The 14,719-nt window shown below is 61.1% G+C and carries 18 protein-coding genes and 1 tRNA gene; 6 read left to right on the top strand and 13 right to left on the bottom strand.

Going from position 1 to position 14,719, the window contains the following annotated elements; translation table 11 throughout:
- Positions 1–39: 39 nt before the first annotated feature.
- Entirely contained in the window at positions 40–2,550 is a 2,511-nt protein-coding gene (locus ABUH87_RS12450) for a TonB-dependent receptor (RefSeq protein WP_367774164.1), read from the bottom strand.
- 730 nt (positions 2,551–3,280) lie between these two features.
- Between ABUH87_RS12450 and ABUH87_RS12445 the strand changes: the two genes are divergently transcribed.
- The 6 genes from ABUH87_RS12445 (at position 3,281) to ABUH87_RS12420 (ending at position 5,328) form a co-directional block, all read left to right on the top strand.
- A complete protein-coding gene (locus ABUH87_RS12445; protein WP_367774161.1) occupies positions 3,281–3,772 on the top strand; it encodes a GIY-YIG nuclease family protein in 492 nt (163 codons plus the stop codon).
- Positions 3,772–3,960 (top strand): hypothetical protein, encoded by a 189-nt coding sequence (locus tag ABUH87_RS12440; protein ID WP_367774159.1) that lies wholly within the window; start codon positions 3,772–3,774, stop codon positions 3,958–3,960. The genes ABUH87_RS12445 and ABUH87_RS12440 overlap by 1 nt, the downstream gene beginning before the upstream one ends.
- A gap of 5 nt (positions 3,961–3,965) precedes the next feature.
- On the top strand, positions 3,966–4,160 hold the full coding sequence (locus ABUH87_RS12435; protein WP_367774157.1) for a hypothetical protein: 195 nt from the start codon (positions 3,966–3,968) through the stop codon (positions 4,158–4,160).
- Between the two features lie 367 nt (positions 4,161–4,527).
- Positions 4,528–4,704 (top strand): hypothetical protein, encoded by a 177-nt coding sequence (locus ABUH87_RS12430; RefSeq protein WP_367774155.1) that lies wholly within the window; start codon positions 4,528–4,530, stop codon positions 4,702–4,704.
- Entirely contained in the window at positions 4,694–4,993 is a 300-nt protein-coding gene (locus tag ABUH87_RS12425) for a hypothetical protein (protein WP_367774152.1), read from the top strand. The genes ABUH87_RS12430 and ABUH87_RS12425 overlap by 11 nt, the downstream gene beginning before the upstream one ends.
- Positions 4,994–5,255: 262 nt before the next feature.
- Positions 5,256–5,328 (top strand) — tRNA-OTHER (locus ABUH87_RS12420).
- A gap of 187 nt (positions 5,329–5,515) precedes the next feature.
- On the opposite strand, the gene ABUH87_RS12415 is transcribed toward ABUH87_RS12420, so the two are convergent.
- The 12 genes from ABUH87_RS12415 to ABUH87_RS12360 all read right to left on the bottom strand — a co-directional run bounded on the left by ABUH87_RS12415 (position 5,516) and on the right by ABUH87_RS12360 (position 14,718).
- Positions 5,516–5,842 carry a hypothetical protein gene (locus ABUH87_RS12415; protein ID WP_367774150.1) on the bottom strand — a complete coding sequence of 109 codons (327 nt, stop codon included), beginning with the start codon at positions 5,840–5,842 and terminating at the stop codon, positions 5,516–5,518.
- The gene (locus tag ABUH87_RS12410) at positions 5,839–6,078 is read right to left on the bottom strand and encodes a hypothetical protein (RefSeq protein ID WP_367774147.1); all 240 of its coding nucleotides are present in this window, start codon (positions 6,076–6,078) and stop codon (positions 5,839–5,841) included. Before ABUH87_RS12410 ends, ABUH87_RS12415 begins: the two co-directional genes overlap by 4 nt.
- Complete coding sequence (locus tag ABUH87_RS12405) at positions 6,075–6,650, bottom strand: lysozyme family protein (protein ID WP_367774144.1); 576 nt, start codon at positions 6,648–6,650, stop codon at positions 6,075–6,077. The genes ABUH87_RS12410 and ABUH87_RS12405 overlap by 4 nt, the downstream gene beginning before the upstream one ends.
- Positions 6,650–7,006 carry a hypothetical protein gene (locus ABUH87_RS12400; RefSeq protein ID WP_367774140.1) on the bottom strand — a complete coding sequence of 119 codons (357 nt, stop codon included), beginning with the start codon at positions 7,004–7,006 and terminating at the stop codon, positions 6,650–6,652. The genes ABUH87_RS12405 and ABUH87_RS12400 overlap by 1 nt, the downstream gene beginning before the upstream one ends.
- Complete coding sequence (locus ABUH87_RS12395; RefSeq protein ID WP_367774137.1) at positions 7,003–7,170, bottom strand: hypothetical protein; 168 nt, start codon at positions 7,168–7,170, stop codon at positions 7,003–7,005. Before ABUH87_RS12395 ends, ABUH87_RS12400 begins: the two co-directional genes overlap by 4 nt.
- Positions 7,167–7,355 (bottom strand): hypothetical protein, encoded by a 189-nt coding sequence (locus ABUH87_RS12390; protein WP_367774135.1) that lies wholly within the window; start codon positions 7,353–7,355, stop codon positions 7,167–7,169. Before ABUH87_RS12390 ends, ABUH87_RS12395 begins: the two co-directional genes overlap by 4 nt.
- Entirely contained in the window at positions 7,355–7,747 is a 393-nt protein-coding gene (locus ABUH87_RS12385) for a hypothetical protein (RefSeq protein ID WP_367774132.1), read from the bottom strand. The genes ABUH87_RS12390 and ABUH87_RS12385 overlap by 1 nt, the downstream gene beginning before the upstream one ends.
- Before the next feature lie 64 nt (positions 7,748–7,811).
- Positions 7,812–8,156: a hypothetical protein gene (locus tag ABUH87_RS12380; RefSeq protein WP_367774129.1), complete on the bottom strand. Its 345-nt coding sequence runs from the start codon at positions 8,154–8,156 to the stop codon at positions 7,812–7,814.
- 83 nt (positions 8,157–8,239) lie between these two features.
- On the bottom strand, positions 8,240–11,455 hold the full coding sequence (locus ABUH87_RS12375) for a hypothetical protein (RefSeq protein WP_367774127.1): 3,216 nt from the start codon (positions 11,453–11,455) through the stop codon (positions 8,240–8,242).
- 64 nt (positions 11,456–11,519) lie between these two features.
- Positions 11,520–13,652, bottom strand: coding sequence for a hypothetical protein (locus ABUH87_RS12370; protein WP_367774125.1), 2,133 nt, complete (start codon positions 13,650–13,652; stop codon positions 11,520–11,522).
- Positions 13,649–14,122, bottom strand: coding sequence for a hypothetical protein (locus ABUH87_RS12365; RefSeq protein WP_367774122.1), 474 nt, complete (start codon positions 14,120–14,122; stop codon positions 13,649–13,651). The genes ABUH87_RS12370 and ABUH87_RS12365 overlap by 4 nt, the downstream gene beginning before the upstream one ends.
- Positions 14,119–14,718: a phage tailspike protein gene (locus ABUH87_RS12360; protein WP_367774120.1), complete on the bottom strand. Its 600-nt coding sequence runs from the start codon at positions 14,716–14,718 to the stop codon at positions 14,119–14,121. The genes ABUH87_RS12365 and ABUH87_RS12360 overlap by 4 nt, the downstream gene beginning before the upstream one ends.
- Between the last annotated feature and the right edge of the window lies 1 nt (position 14,719).

Below are 14,719 nucleotides of genomic sequence, written 5' to 3'. Positions count from 1 at the left end.
GTCTCCTTGCCGAAGGGGGGGCATGGCGCCCCCAGGCCATTAGTCGCCGAACCGCACCTTCAGGCGGGCGCCAAACATCCGCGGCTCACCCAGGTAGTACGAGGCAAAGCCGACCTGACCGATGCCGCCCTGGTCGTTCACGTGGGTGTAGTACTTCTTCTTCGTCAGGTTCGTCACGAACAAGGAGCCATCGACGCGCGATCCGAAGATCTCGTTCCAGTTCAGGTTCAGGTTGACCAGCGTGTAGCCAGGGAGGACGCCATTTGGCGTGTAAATGATGGTCGTGCGGCTCTGGGTAGTCACAGTGCCCCCGATCGTCACAGCACCCACGTCCTGCGCAAGAGGAAGCGTGTAGGACGCAGTCACCGAGGCCTTGTGCTTCGGCGTGAACGGAAGCGGATTGCCCGGCGTGGGCAAGTTGACGCGGTTGTAGAGGCTGTCCGGGTTCAGGCTGATCGGGGTGACCTCCTGCAGCTTGGTGTTGATGTACGCATAGGCGCCATCGATGCGCAGCCCCTCGAACGGCTCCAGTCCAGCTTCCACTTCCGCGCCGTAGATACGAGACTGCCCTACGTTGATGATGCCGATCGTTGGTGGAATGGTAGGAGGGGGTGATCCGGCCGACCGCTGGAAACCGACCTGGATCTGCTGGTTGGAGAAGTCGTTATAGAATGCAGCGATGTTGAAGGTACCGGGCACCGCACCGCGCCAGCTAGTCTTCGCGCCAATCTCGTAGCTGTCCACCTTCTCGGCGTCATAGGTGTTGTAGCCATCAGCCGAAAGCGAGGCGGTGCCGCCCTGGCGATAGCCACGGGCCCACTTGGCATAGACCAGTACGTCACGGACCGGCGTGTAATCCAGTCCCAGGAGCCAGGTCGGCGCGTCGGTGCTCTGCTCGTCATAGCGGGTGCAGGAATTGAACAGGCGGTCGAGGCCGTATCCTGGCTGGGTGCCGCCCGCAACCGGACCTGTCGAGGCGTCGGTGCAGTAAAGCACCGGCGTGTTCGCTGCGGGAAAGGCAATCGAGTGCTTGATCGCCTCGCTGCGAACCTTGTCCCAAGTATAGCGCAGGCCGCCGGTCACCTTCAGCGTGTCGCTAAGCTTGTAGGACGCTTGGCCGTAAGCGGCCATAGTGCGGTAGGATGTCTTCAGCGCTGCACGTGACATCGTGCTGCGCGCGGCTGGGCACTGGAAGTTGTCGGAATCCACGCAGGCCATTGCCGTCGGGTTCTGCACGCCTGAAAAGCCACCTGGTTCAGCGAGTTCCAGGTAGCCGCCGAACTGATAGCTCAACCGGTCGTCATTGCTGGTGCCCTGGACCTGAAGCTCTTCGGTGATCGTCGCCTGATCGTTGGTCGAAAATCCGGGGAGGTTGCGGATTGTCACAAAGGGAAGGCTCGGGAAAACACCCGGTGGTGAGGCGAGGAGACCGAACAGGTCGGAACGCTGCTTCCCCTTGAATTCGGCATAGCTGGCGATGTTCCGGATCGTCACGCGGTCGCTCACCTGCCAACTCGTGCGGTTGACGATCTGCCACTGACGGTTGGTGACCTGCGCATCCGGAAGCGAGTTCGACACCGCGTAGAAGCCGGCGGGTTCCTCCCTGGCGATCTGCGCGCATGCCGCATTGCCAAAGGCAGTCGGTGCCAGCGCGCCATTCACGTTGGGGAGAAAGGGAAAGCACTGATCGACACTGGCGATGATGCCGTTGTTGGATGACCGGCTGAATGAAACGACTGTGTAGTTTTCCAAGTCGGGCGAGAGATCGGCAACGGCGCTAACGCGCCCTGCAACATAATCGACGTCGCCAAACCGGTCGGGACCGATGCCCGAGGTGTTGCGCAGGTATCCGTCGCGCTTCTGCCAGTCGACGCCCGCGCGGACGCGGAAAGTGTCGCCAACCGGGACGTTCACTACACCCTGCAGTCGCCGCATGTCATAGTTGCCGTAGCTACCCTCGACGTAACCTTCCAGGGAGTCCGTCGGGCGCTGCGGGACCAGAAGCACCGCGCCGCCCGTTGTGTTGCGGCCGAAGAGCGTGCCTTGCGGGCCTTTGAGGACCTGAACGTTCTGGAGGTCGAAGAAATAGCCCGGACCGGCTCCGTCGCCTCCCGGATTTGTCCCGCTGCCGCGAGGTGTCACGACATCGGCGAAGTACACGCCTACCGAGGCAGTGGTGCGCTGTTCCTGGCTGAAGCCACGGATCGTGAAAGTGGTGTTGTCCGCACCGTAGCGCGTGTTTGCAGTCAGCGACGGTGTGTACTGTGCAAGATCGCGCGCGCTGACGACGTTGCGGTTGTTGAGCTGTTCTTGAGTGAAGGCCGTAATCGAGATCGGCACATCCTGAAGCCGCTCTTCAACGCGCCGTGCGGTGACGATGATGTCGTTCGAGGCCGCTGATGTTCTCGAGGATTGCTGCGTGCTGACATCAGCGACTTGTGCATCATTTGCAGCGCTTTCGACCTGCGCCGAAGCTGCGGCCGATGTGTAAAACACGCTGAGCACTGCAGAACCACATAGAAACCGAGCGATAGACTTCGCTTTGCGCATGGCGCCCTTCCTCTCCGATATGCCGCAATTCTGCGGTTCGTTTTTCTGAACGGCTGCTCACACGTGGAGCCTGGCATCAGATCGCATAAGTGAAACTGACTCGTACCGTTATTTCGCCGATAATGCATTATGCCGAGCCGATCAACAGCGTTGATCGACGTGGATGATGTCAGCATCTGCACGGGAGCGGTTGCTGATCGCCCTCAGCAGAGGGATGAGCAACGGCTCAAGCTTTCAGAAGATTGTCCCTGCTGCCAGTCGACGGGGCAACTGCAGCGCGCGGCCGTGGAGCGGTTGCTGACGACGGGGTGAGCTGCCCGCGGCAGCGGCACGCATTCGTAGCGCTGGGCGTGTTCTACAGCGACGTAACGTGAGGATCGAGAGGGTTTCTCGTTTCCCTACTTCGCATGTGAAGCGCTCAAGTTTGGAGCCATTCTATCGGTTGAGAAGAAAAAGGACCGATCTCGTCGAAGAGCGTGCGATGTCGCTCTCCCAGCTCCGCATTTCTGCCGGCAGCGTCCGTCAGCATAGCCCCGAAAGATGCCCCCGATACCCCGGCGTTTGGATGAGATCCTATACGACTGCATAAGAGATCCAAAAGCGCGAAAACCGCAGCAAAGCGAGGACTTCTGCGGTCGAGTCCGACTATGTGAGAAAGGTAACTGGCTCCCCGAGTAGGATTGAAAGAAGCACGGACCTAGGCCGGTTTGTGAATGGCTCACCATCGGCATTGACCAACGAGCCGCCGCTGAGTCCCGAGGCAAGTGTCTCACTTAAAAAGGCCGCTCCTACTGCGCGCGAACTGGCTGCGATGCCGGACTACCTACGGGCCTTCGAACTGCGCCGATGGGCCAATCGACCGGAATGGGGATCGCCGCCTTCGCAAGAGGAGATCGAGGCGGAAGAAACGGCGCTGGTCTTGGAGGGCTATGTGGTCCTGCAAGAGAAGCTCTCGAAAAGCCGCGTCTACTTCATTCAGGCTGCATCGGGGCCGATCAAGATTGGCGTTTCGGGAAATCCGCAATCCCGTCTCAAGAACCTTCAGGTCGGCAGCGCTGAGAAGTTGACCCTTCTGGCGACTGTTCCTGGCGGGCGGTTCACTGAAGAGCAGATTCACCAGCGGCTGATCGCTCATCGCCTGCATGGAGAGTGGTTCTCGCCTCACGCCGAGGTTCTGCGGGTGATCGACCGCCTCTCCACCACCACCGAAAGGACCGCGTGATGGAGCCCCGCCGCTTCTATGCCAACTGGCGCGCCCTTAGTTTCTTCATCCGCATTGGCGGCACCGTGTTCGCGCTCAAAAGCCCCAAGCTCAGACCTTTGTGGAGTGAGCGCAATCTGCGCGGCGTTCGCGTCCTGCCGCTTATTGGCGGTTGGCGCGTGACTTGGCGCACCGGGGGAAAAAGGTGATGTCGATGCGCGCTGCAATCAAGATCGTTCAGATCGTGGTCGATGTAGGTGACGGCGATCTGTGCGCCGTAAGCCTCTCACAGGACCGCATGAATATGCTTGTCGGCTTCATTGAGGATCTATCCGAAGGGCCGATCCGGGTTGTCCGCCTGCCGGGTGTGAAGATGGTGTCGCTCAGCGAGTTGGAGGAACACCCATGACCGATCCCACAACACTACAGTCTCTTGCAGATCGTGCGGAGGGAGCGGGAGAGGGGGAGCAGGCAGCTATCCTGCGGGAGGCTTGGTTATTGCTGAACCCGGAGCCACAGGGACCGTGTAGCGGTTACAATCAGCGTTGGAAGGCTTGGGAAGTAAGGCGGAATCGCTTCAACGCGATGCTCAATCTTCACGTCTACGAGAGCGCAGCGATGTTGCTGGTGCCTGATGGGGTTTGGGTCCGCTTGACCATTGATCCAACGGGTCGTGCGAATGCAAAGCTGGGAGGACCGGCTGCAACCGCAGCCACCCCCGCGCTCGCCCTCTGTGCTGCCGCCCTCCGCGCCATAGCATCCCAGGAGAACAGTAAATGATCGACGCATGGAAGCGTTATCAGGGTGACTTCAACGCCATGACGGACGGAGAGGTCGACGAGGTAACAGAAGAGTGTCGCCGCCAGGTTGAGGAAGCCGAGGACTGGCTTGAAGCGGTTGCCTCATGGAAAGCAGCCGGGAAGCCCCGCATGGAGAACAGTAATGGACAGTGAGATGGTGGAGGACGGCAAACTACTCGACATGGTGGAGCGCGACCTTCGCCCATACGCACATAAGCCAGTGGGTTCTCTGCGCATTGATATGCGTGAGGTGCGGGCGATCCTGAGAGTGATCGAGCGAGCCCGCGCCGCCATCGCAGCGATGCAGCAAGGGGAGCCGGTTGCGTGGATGGTTGAAGGCCCCGGTCGGGAACATCATCTGATGTTCGCTAAGTTATCAGCAGAGCGCATAGCAGAGGAAATCGGCGGTCGCGTCATCGCCCTCCGCGAGTCCCCCAAGTGAGCGCGCCGAGCAAGGAGGCCCTTGCAGAGGGAGTCGCGGGGGAGTAGACTCTTGGGGCTGCGGCGGCCGGATAACCCGCAGCTAAATTCGGGATGTACCTATCAGGTGGCGGCACCCGTCTTAGATTCAACCTGATCGGAGCCTACTGCACGCGCGCAAGGTGACGGTGGGATGCAGACGTTACCGGGACTTGGTTGCTGACGGACCTTGCGGGCCTAAGCAACCGAAAGCCGGGCTGACAGCCGGGAAAGACCGGCACTGCGAGGGTGAGGCGGTGGCGCTGGCCGGGACTCCAAATCCTACGTCTGCTGGTTCGACTCCAGCCACCTTTGCCAAGTGTGAGCGCGTTAGGGCAAGTTGCCTGGGCTATCCTTTTAGCATGGTGGTGCAAGTCCGCCCGCGCCCGCCTACCTATTCACGCACAACCGATCATGCACCTCGTTATGCTCCAGCACCTCGATCAGCGTAGGTTCGCTGTCGAACTGATTGCCCGGATCATCCATGCCCTCGACCGGCGCGGGTTCAACGCTGATCCGCTTGGCGTTCAGGCAGTAATCTGAGACAGTTTTCGGGGGTTCGGGCGCTCCGCACGCACTGGTCATACCGAGCGCGGCTATCAGGATCGGCAATCTCAACGCGCGCTTCATTGGCTGTCTCCACTCGTGTGATGGTTTCGCGCAGGTCGCCCTCGCGCTGTTGCGTTGCCCCAATCTGCTGGTTGGCCTTATCGTCGGCTTCCTCGCGGGCGTTTAGCCAAAGGATCACGCCGGTCACGATGACGACGCCAAGCACCCCAGCAAGCGCAGCCTTGAGCCATCCGGGCAGGGCGATGAGGCGGGCGAGGATCATGGGTGCGGGTCCGTCTCTGTGACGCTTACGGGATCGCCGGGGGTGCCAGAGGGCTTAGTATCCCGCTCATTGCCCCGCGACGGCACAAGGCCCGGTGCCAGCATGCCGAGTACACCAATCAGGCCGGTCATGATCGCGAGGTCTGCGCCACTGCCGCCAATCTTGGAGAGCAGGACAACGGCTACCAGAGTGGCGATGAAGGCGGCTAAGCCAGTTGTTCGATCGGCAGGTTTCACCGAGCCCACTCCCCTGTTTTCCCGTGCAACCACGACAGGAACTGGCCCACAGTCTTTCCGCGCAGGATGGACGGGTTCGCATCGGTCGCCGCCTTGCCGGCCAACACGTCAGCACGCTCTTTCACGTCCGCCGCGATCACGCGAGCCGCCGTCACAGCGCCGAAGAAGTGAGCCGCATAGAGAGACGCCCGGTTGATCGGCAGGCCCTTCTTGCGCAGGTACTCGGCATTGCGTGCAGTGAAGGTCTTGGCGCGCTGGAGTTGCTCAGCCTCGGAAGGCCGCAAACCGCCGAACGCCTGCGTCATGTCCGGACCCCATTCGCCGCCTTCGCCAATCCAGGTCGATTTGATGAACTGGTAGAGGCCGGATGCGCTGGAGGTCCGCGCCTTGATGTACGGACGATTGCCGCTCTCGATCTTCGCGAGCATGGGCCAGTAATCGCCGGGAATAAGGTCGGAAATCCCGACCTTTTCGATCCCCAGCGCCTCCGCAATGGCCTTGAGCGTGACCGGCCCTATCAGCCCGTCTGCCGGGATGCCGAGGTGTCGTTGAATGTCTGCGAGGGTCATCATCACCTCCATGCGATAAGCAGGATCGACCACAGCGCGTACAGCGCCAGAGCCAGTTGAAGCCGTCCGTTGACGTGGATCACCATCGTTTTCGCGGCGAGCCAGAGGCCCCATGCCGTCCAGAGCCCGTAGAGGATCAGGCCCTCTTCATACCGGACGCCAGAGGCCATGGTGGCCACGAACATGATGATTGCGCCGATGGGGTGAACCCATAGAGCCGCAGCGAGCCAGAAGGCCTTGTTGCGCCGCCAGTCCCCAGCCTTCCATTCGCCAGCGACGACCGGGAAGAGCAGGACGCACATCAGAACAGAGGCGATTGATAGAAGTCCGAGCAACCATGCAGATACGTTCGTCATCATTTACCGCCACCCCCTGCGACGTGTCGGAAGGCTGCGCGTGCTTCGTGCAGTCGCTCCAGCGAGTTTATGCGGCGCTCATGCTCGGCCAGCACCGCGCTGTGATCCCGCAGCGTCTTGGCGTCCTGCCCGGTGAGGACGCGCCACAGGATGCGCCAGCGGTTCATTTCTCTTTCACCGCGCGCTCGACCACTTCGGCGCTCCGCTCCGCGACGTGCATCGCCTTCATCACCAGATCCTGCTGAGCAAAGAAGCGGTTGAGCAGACGCCAGATCACCGCCCATTGAAGGCCGATGATGCCCACTAGAGGCCCATTCTCTCCCAGCCACGGGCCGAGGCCAGACAAGTCCATTATACCCCCCCATGGACGTTTTTGATCGATCCATGACTGACACTCCCGGTTGTTCCCTGAGGCTTGCAGACCGGCAGACAGAGCAAGAATTGCAGGAACACGGCGCCCATCCCGATTTCATACCGAAGCACCGGTTCCGCCGCGTATCCCCACCATGAGGGCAGGAACAAAACGGCTATCAGCTCGTCTGCCAAGGACATGTTCGGGCGAACAATGACCGCGAGGACGAACAGGTCGGCGGCAATCCAAAGCGGCAGGCTGAACGGCACCCCAAGCCATTCGAGCCCGCACGCATAGACGTAGCTGGCGAGCAGCGCCCAAGCCGTCCGGTTGCCCATGACAGCGGGCAGGACAGCAAGGAGCGCTGCCGCCAGCAGGTAGTTTTCAGCCACGTTTTACGGGCTTGGGCTTGGGCCGCGATTGATGCTGCGGCGGCTTGGGAGGCTTTGCCATCTATCAGCAGCCCGACAGGACAGCGCAGGCGGCAGCGTGTTCCTTGCGCACCAAGGCGGCCTGACGGTCGAACTCGGCACGGTTGAACGGCTTGGCAGTCGTGGCCTTGTAGGCGGCACTGACAGCACGCTGGAGGCGGGTGTTGATCGCTGCCGCTGCCTTGCGCTCAGCTTCGGTGGACCGCGAAGGCTGGAGGGCCATCACCACTTCGCTGTTCAGAGCGGTGAGCTGGTCGTACTCGCCCACGGCCTCACGCGGCGCGGCTTCGGGGTTGCCCTGAGTGCCCATCGCCAGAGCGGGAGAGGCGAGCATAAGGGCGCACAGGCCCAGCATTGCAGTACGGAACATAGGTAGTCTCCTTGGGTGGTTTGCCCAACGTGGGCGGGTAAGCCTTGGTAAGCAGCGGTCTCACCAACCGACAGCCGGGCGGGTCACAGCTGTTCGACCTTTAAGTTATCGAAGTGGATGCCTGCCGTTGTGGTGGTGCCATTCTGCCGTTGCTGGAGGCCGATTTTGCCCGTGGTGTAACTGCTGTTGGTCGCCACGAGCGCAGCCGAACCATCGGAAGCGAGGTTCAGCCCGGCAATTGTCAGCGTCATTCGGGTGTTGAGCGTGCCTGATACGTCGATCTTCTCGACGAGTAGGGTGCCCTGGTACGTTTGCCCCGCAACAAGAGGTATCGTCGCGCCAGTTGCCAAGGCAGTCGCGGTGCTGCCAGACTGGCGGAGTATGCGGAACTGCTGGCTGGAGACGCTATAGCCCGCTGCATAGTAGCGAGCAGTACCGGCGGCTTCTTCGGCGTCGTCGTTCATTCTGACGCAGACAACCGGCTCGCCTGCCAAGGTCGCAACAACCAAGTCGAAGGTGACAATATGATTGTCGCTAGTCGGCGCGACGGGGTTCATGGCCCGCCATGAGTTGCCAGTTGGTCCTGTCACCCTACCGCCATGGATAACCGGGACATTGGTCGCCCCGGCGTGCATGCGCCACTTGCCGCCGACTTCCGATGTGTGGTCGGTTAACAGTGTGCCGTTGGCTGCGGTGAACGTGTCGAGCAGGAACCCACCAAATCCTTCCGCGACGGTGACAGGAGTGGACCTGGGCGAACCGGTGGCCCCGGTCTTCGTTTCGACCACGTTCTGCACGCCCGGTGTGGTCGGCGTTCCGCTGTACGTCTGCGGATAAACGCTGTTGTTCCAAGCGATGCCGGGAGGGCCTGAAAGCGTAGAGCCAGGGCGTGACCGGGAGACCGTGCCGCTTGTCGCGATCCCTTGGGTGAAGCTGGTGGAGAAGCGCAGTTCCTCCAATTCGTTCTCAAGGTTCTGTACCTTGGTATCGATACCGCTGACGCGCTCTATTGAAACGGTACTGGCGACGGCCTTCCATCCGAAGAAGCGATACCACCTCTTGTTGAGGTCCAACCCCGCGAGAAGGGAGTTTTCCATGCGGACTTCCGTGCGACCGAGGGCGAGGCCGAAAACCTTGGGGCCGGTCGTGTCGGAGCCGCGCGGGAACCAGCGCACGCCGCATTCCTTGACTTGCTGCGTTGTGCCGGAAGTCCCGTAACCAATGCCGGTGAAATCGGCCCAGGCTCCCCCGTGGGCAGTAACGCCGCCGACGACACTGCTGACAACCGCTTGCGGGTTCGTGCCTTCGCCGTTGCCGGTGAACAAAGCGTTCTGCCAGTTCGCGCGGGCCACCTTTTCAGCGAGGAACCCGACGTAAGGATACCGGGTGCCCGACGCCAAACCCTTGAGATTGTCGAACGAGATTTCAGCGTAGGGGGTGGCAGAGGGCAGAAAGCCCGCATCCTCAACGAGGTAGTATTCGTGGTTTTTAGCCGGGTCTAGTGTGACGGTCATCCCGTCCGCGCTGAATGTGACTTGAGGCTTGTCCGTGCCGAACCATAGCTCAGACCATCCGGCAGGGATGGCTGAAAGCCCCTTCAAGGTGAAGCTGTTGTTTGCGCGTCCAGCGTAAGGGATCGCAGGATCAAGCGGCGGATGCCACGTGTTCGCAGGGTTGCGCTTATCAGCCACGGCAAGCATCAGGGCATTGCCCTCAGTATTGTTGCTCTGCCCTTGGTAGATGCCTACGCGCTTCATCCCGAAGTTGCTCATGTAGAGATTGTCAACCGACTCTCGGTCGCCGTCGCCCGTTACGCCTGTTTTCTGCAAGAGCAGGATAGGACGACGACGCATATCGCGCCCCGTGTCGTCCATCACCACTTCCCAAACGCTGCGAGGTACGATCCCGGCGCCCGCGGAACGGGGGCCTCCAAACATCACGCCGATATAGCCTTGGGGGCATGGCCGGAAGCTCTCAACATCCATCCAGCGAGTGACTAGGCGGCTGTTGTTAGTGCTACCTTCATCGGGGTAGTTTGGAGCAACGCGACCGCCCCACGGGCTTATCCTCGCTAGAGGGGTAAGAGGGAAGCGAACATTCAAATCATGGATAGCATCCGAGCCCCACTGCATTTCGGGGCTAGTGCCGCCATCGGTCATGCTCGAATAGCCGACATACTTCCAAGGATTTCCGGTGGCCGGATTGATAAGGCCCGGGAACGGATTGCGACCGATGTTTAAGTAGCCAGTGTGGTCCCCGGCTCCCAATTCGTCACTTGGAACATATGTGACATTCGCGTCATTCCCGGTCCAGTTAAGGCCATCCGTAGAGACGATGCGGATAGTCCCTTGTCCGCCGTTTATGGAACCATCAGGGCGGCTACTCTGTGATGCAGAGACCTGGGCAAAGATCACCCAGCAATTACCCTCTTCAGACCTAACGATCTGCGGCGTCTCAAACTGAATCATCCCGCTCGATAGCGCCGGAGGAATGAAGATCGGCTCGGCTGCGGGCTTGGAGGGCACGTCATCCCACCATCCAGCGACCAGAGCGTCGGCGTAGGTTTTCCAATTCGCAGGCGACAATGGCCCCGCAACGCTGGTCAGGATGTAAAGCCCGCCTGTACCGGAGCCGGAAAAGCCATCTACGGTCGCGTCGTGGTCCGTCGAGTAATAGCAGACATGGCGGTCAGGGTATTGGGCGCTGGGCATGTGTGTGGGACGGGTCGGCCAGTAAGGGCCGTTACCGCCACCGCCACGATCAATCATCGACTGCGGGCGACGGGTGATAAGCCCTGCGCGAGAGTAGTTATAGAGGGTGCGCTCGGTTGTCGGAGCGGTCGCCCAGATATCCTCTTCCGGCCCCTGCGGTGTGCCGCTGGGCGTTGGAGTGGGCGAGGGTGTGGGGGTAGGCGCAGGCCCCGTAATCGTCACCGGATATTCGACGGCCCGCTGCCCCTCGGACTCACGAACGATCGCGGTCTGCGAAACGCCCGAACCAATCGCCGAAGTCGCGCTGATCGTGGTGCCCGAAAGCGTGAGGTTTGCGTTCGTACCCGAAGCCAGTGCAAGGGTGCTGGAACTGCCCATAAGGCGCGTGATGGTGTAGACAGCGCCAGGGCCGGTGGCTGATGCCGTCTTGGCGCCAGGGAGTCCGGTTGTTGATGGCGGCACATAGTCGCTTGCGCGCTCAACGTAGTCGTCCGCCATCGACGTTGCCTTCAGGGCAATCTCGTCGGGGCCGGTATAAAGCGTGTTTGCGGCTTGGCCGAGATACGGACGGCGAAGACGAACGGTCATTGACTAACTCCCCGATAGGCATCGACGCGCAAGTGCGCGGGTGGGTACACGTCTCGTTTGCAAGTCATGGCTCCACCACCACCGCGACGCTGTGATAGGTCACTGCCGCACCGCCGCTCGTCTCGACGCGGACGCTCAGGGAGTCCGTCGCAAGCATGATGAAAGCGTCGGTCTCGGGGACATCGACAGCGAACTCGTCGTTCGCAATGGCCCCAGTCATCGCCGTCGCCACCCCGTTCTTCATAATCGTGTAGGTGAACAACTCCCCCACACCCGGAGCGACGGGCACCCGCACACTGAAGCCCGCAACCGCGACGTACCGGCAGGGCAGTAGGACGCTATCGGAGGCGCCGGGTAGAGCGCCGCCCGAGCCGATGTAGCGCGTCAGGCCAGCACCTACAGTGGTGATCGAGTGCGCGTTGATCGCGTATCGATCCGAGGTGTTCGTCCCGATGCTGCCCAGCGGGGTGTTCCCCCGGAAATGTCGCTGAACCACCGTGGAGATGCAGTTGATCGGCAGACCGCCAACGCCCGGGTCGTTCAAGTCGGACTGACTGACCTCCACCAGCCCCGTCACCCCGGCGCCAATGTGCACGTTGTCCTTCTGCCGAGAGGTGTTCACCGTCGTCGAGACGTTGCCGATGCGGCAGTCGAGCACCCGCGCGATCACGTCGGAGCCAGGAGGAACGTAGACGCCGTGATAGGTGTCGCTCGCAGCTGCCGAGTTGCGCGTTACCTCGCAGGACTGGATCTCGACGTTCGTGCCGCCAGCGATGACAAAGCCATGCCCCCGGCAATCTCGCCCCCAGCCGCCGTTCCAGCTCAGCGCGTCGATGTTCTCGCCCCGCACTTCAACGCCATCACCCTGGCTGTTGCTGGACCAACACTGGATGAGATCGTTGGCGACAACGACGCCATCGGTGCCGTCAATCAGCCAGTTACGGTCAAGGCAGCTATCGCCCAGCACCTGGAACATGAACAGATAGCGCGCGAAGCTGCCGACAGGCGGCTTGATGACGATGCCGCGATTGACCGTGGTGACATCGATCGTGTTGAAGAACTCGCCGCTGGCCTGCTCGATCCAGATGCCCTGCGATTGGGTGTTGTCGCCGGTGAAGCCAAAATTGCTGATCTTGCCGGTCAGGAAGCGATTGCCTGCCCCTTCAGTGCCGAGCCCTGCAACCGGCGTGAGGTGAAGCCCTGCCGTGCGGAAGTAGAGGAACCGGAAGTCGTCAAGAAGGAGCTGGAAGCAGCCTGTGACCTGAAAGCAAGTGTCGAAGTTGGTGACATCGATGCTGCGAAAGGTGGCGTTGTCGTTGCAGTTCACGACCTTGACACCGACGCCTGATGATCCCGGCGCCTGCTCTGAAGGCGCATCGGCCTTGACCGTAACATGCTCCAGACCGCAGCCCTGAAGGTAGGCCATCTGGAAGACCAGCGCGCCCTTAGTGAGATCCTTCTGGACGATGAAGGTGCGCTGCCGGCCCTTACCGATGAGGCGGCAGATACGGTTGTTCACGATCTCGTCGGAGATGAAGTAAGACCGGTCGGACAGCCGAACCTCAGAGGCGCCACTGGCGATAGCCCGTTCAATGCAAGCGGTGTCGTCCGCGTCGGCGACAGTCTTGAACTGATCGGCCCAGACCGTGCGCTCCAGTGCTGCCTTCACGCTTTCAGCTTGGGCACTGAGCAGATTGTGGCGGAACTTGACGAGATCCGCGCCCTTGCCAGGATCAGCGGACGCGAGAGCGCCTGCCATTACCATGTCCCGCTGGTAGATGGCGCTGCCCTCTTGATTGAGATAGACCGTAGCAATGCCGTCGCTGACCACAGCGAAATAGCCACCGCTTTCGGTAGCGGCTAAACCCGCAATGACTGTATCGTATGTGGGGCCGGTGAATGCTTCCGCAGCTGCAGCCGCGCTGTTCGCTCGCTCCAGCGGCCCGCGCCCCAGCAGCACTTCTTCGACGTACCGTTCGCGCCCGCCGTAGTTGATCTTGAGTGTATGATAACCCTCTTCCGTCGAATACCCCTCAACGAGGCCGTTATCGTTCGTGCCCAATGGATTATTTATCGGGGCGCCAAGATAGTTATAGAGGCTGGCAAGCGCTCCCTCTGGACCGTAGACGTAGACCAGCGCGTCAGGGACTGGAACGCCCCTGATGTCACGAACGATCTTGCTGATTGCGTAGCTCATACCATCGATATCCCGCCGTAGTTCGTCACAGTGGCTTGGATCGTCGGAGTGTCGATTTTTCTTCCCGCAGCGTCGGTGACTTCACACTTGAAATCCGCCTGCCATGTCTGCCCTTGGCCCACTGACGAGCGCGTAAATCGGGCCTGACCGTTGCCCACGACACTGATCGACCATCCTGTCGCGCTGTCAGTCTGCCGGAAGGCGAACGTGTAAGGCTCGACGCCACCCGTCGCCGTGACGGTCACAACCTCAGTCGTCACATTGCTGGTGAAGCTGCTCGCGACGGCGCCATTCGGTGCAAGAGGGATGGCCGAAACATTGAATGTCCCCGGCCCTGCGTCTGTGTAGACCGTCTTGAGTCCATCCGTTTCGCGAACCCGGATCGTGGCAATCGCCTGTAGGCCCGATGTGCCACGCGCCCGAACTACCCCTATGGGCAATGCCCCCGAGGCTTCGCGAACCCGGATCACGGAGCCCGCTCCAGCCAAATGTCCCCTGGCAAAGTAGTGGGATCAGGGGCACCGGCTGCGGTGATGAAAATGCGCCCAGAGGTGAATGCCGTGTTCGTATGGTAGACATGCGGGCCGCCGCCATTGCGCAGGATGTTGCCTGTCATAGTCCCACCCGAGAGGGGCAAGGAGGCCACCATGCCGAGATAGGTCCGCAGCGCTGAGGCGTCGGGTTGCGTCAGGACGCCTCGGCCATATGCTGTCGTCACCAGCGCCGCGATAGCCGACAGTCCGGGGTTAACGGGTTGCCATTGATCCTGCTCGACCACGGCATCCGCGAAGTAATACACCTCGCCGCCGTCTCGATCCCGCACGCGAAGGGAATAGGTATCCTCCTGCACGTAGAAGAATGCAGGGTTGCCATCGTCCGTTGCGAAGCCCCCGACGATCAAGAGGGGCTGCGCGATTGGAGCCGTGCATGCTTCGTCGAGATAGAGCGTGACCGGCGACAGTTCCGGGTCTTCGTTGACCTCGCCCACGTAGAGCCGCCCGCCGTCCATGGGCAAGCCGCGCTTGTCGGTGAAGAACGGAAGGGGATTGCCGATACGTTGCGTCACA

The sequence above is a fragment of the Novosphingobium rhizovicinum genome (assembly GCF_040813635.1).
GTDB classification, from domain to species: domain Bacteria; phylum Pseudomonadota; class Alphaproteobacteria; order Sphingomonadales; family Sphingomonadaceae; genus Novosphingobium; species Novosphingobium rhizovicinum.
The sequence above is the reverse complement of the archived record's forward strand: the minus strand, read 5'-3'. Positions and strand labels throughout refer to the sequence as shown.

Bases quoted from the DNA above. Each gene is read 5' to 3' on its own strand.
- ABUH87_RS12415 (WP_367774150.1), bottom strand. From the start codon at position 5,842: ATGATCCTCGCCCGCCTCATCGCCCTGCCCGGATGGCTCAAGGCTGCG.
- ABUH87_RS12390 (WP_367774135.1), bottom strand. From the start codon at position 7,355: ATGGACTTGTCTGGCCTCGGCCCGTGGCTGGGAGAGAATGGGCCTCTA.
- ABUH87_RS12440 (WP_367774159.1), top strand. From the start codon at position 3,772: ATGGAGCCCCGCCGCTTCTATGCCAACTGGCGCGCCCTTAGTTTCTTC.
- ABUH87_RS12395 (WP_367774137.1), bottom strand. From the start codon at position 7,170: ATGAACCGCTGGCGCATCCTGTGGCGCGTCCTCACCGGGCAGGACGCC.
- ABUH87_RS12400 (WP_367774140.1), bottom strand. From the start codon at position 7,006: ATGATGACGAACGTATCTGCATGGTTGCTCGGACTTCTATCAATCGCC.
- ABUH87_RS12380 (WP_367774129.1), bottom strand. From the start codon at position 8,156: ATGTTCCGTACTGCAATGCTGGGCCTGTGCGCCCTTATGCTCGCCTCT.
- ABUH87_RS12430 (WP_367774155.1), top strand. From the start codon at position 4,528: ATGATCGACGCATGGAAGCGTTATCAGGGTGACTTCAACGCCATGACG.
- ABUH87_RS12450 (WP_367774164.1), bottom strand. From the start codon at position 2,550: ATGCGCAAAGCGAAGTCTATCGCTCGGTTTCTATGTGGTTCTGCAGTG.
- ABUH87_RS12405 (WP_367774144.1), bottom strand. From the start codon at position 6,650: ATGATGACCCTCGCAGACATTCAACGACACCTCGGCATCCCGGCAGAC.
- ABUH87_RS12425 (WP_367774152.1), top strand. From the start codon at position 4,694: ATGGACAGTGAGATGGTGGAGGACGGCAAACTACTCGACATGGTGGAG.
- ABUH87_RS12435 (WP_367774157.1), top strand. From the start codon at position 3,966: ATGCGCGCTGCAATCAAGATCGTTCAGATCGTGGTCGATGTAGGTGAC.
- ABUH87_RS12375 (WP_367774127.1), bottom strand. From the start codon at position 11,455: ATGACCGTTCGTCTTCGCCGTCCGTATCTCGGCCAAGCCGCAAACACG.
- ABUH87_RS12370 (WP_367774125.1), bottom strand. From the start codon at position 13,652: ATGAGCTACGCAATCAGCAAGATCGTTCGTGACATCAGGGGCGTTCCA.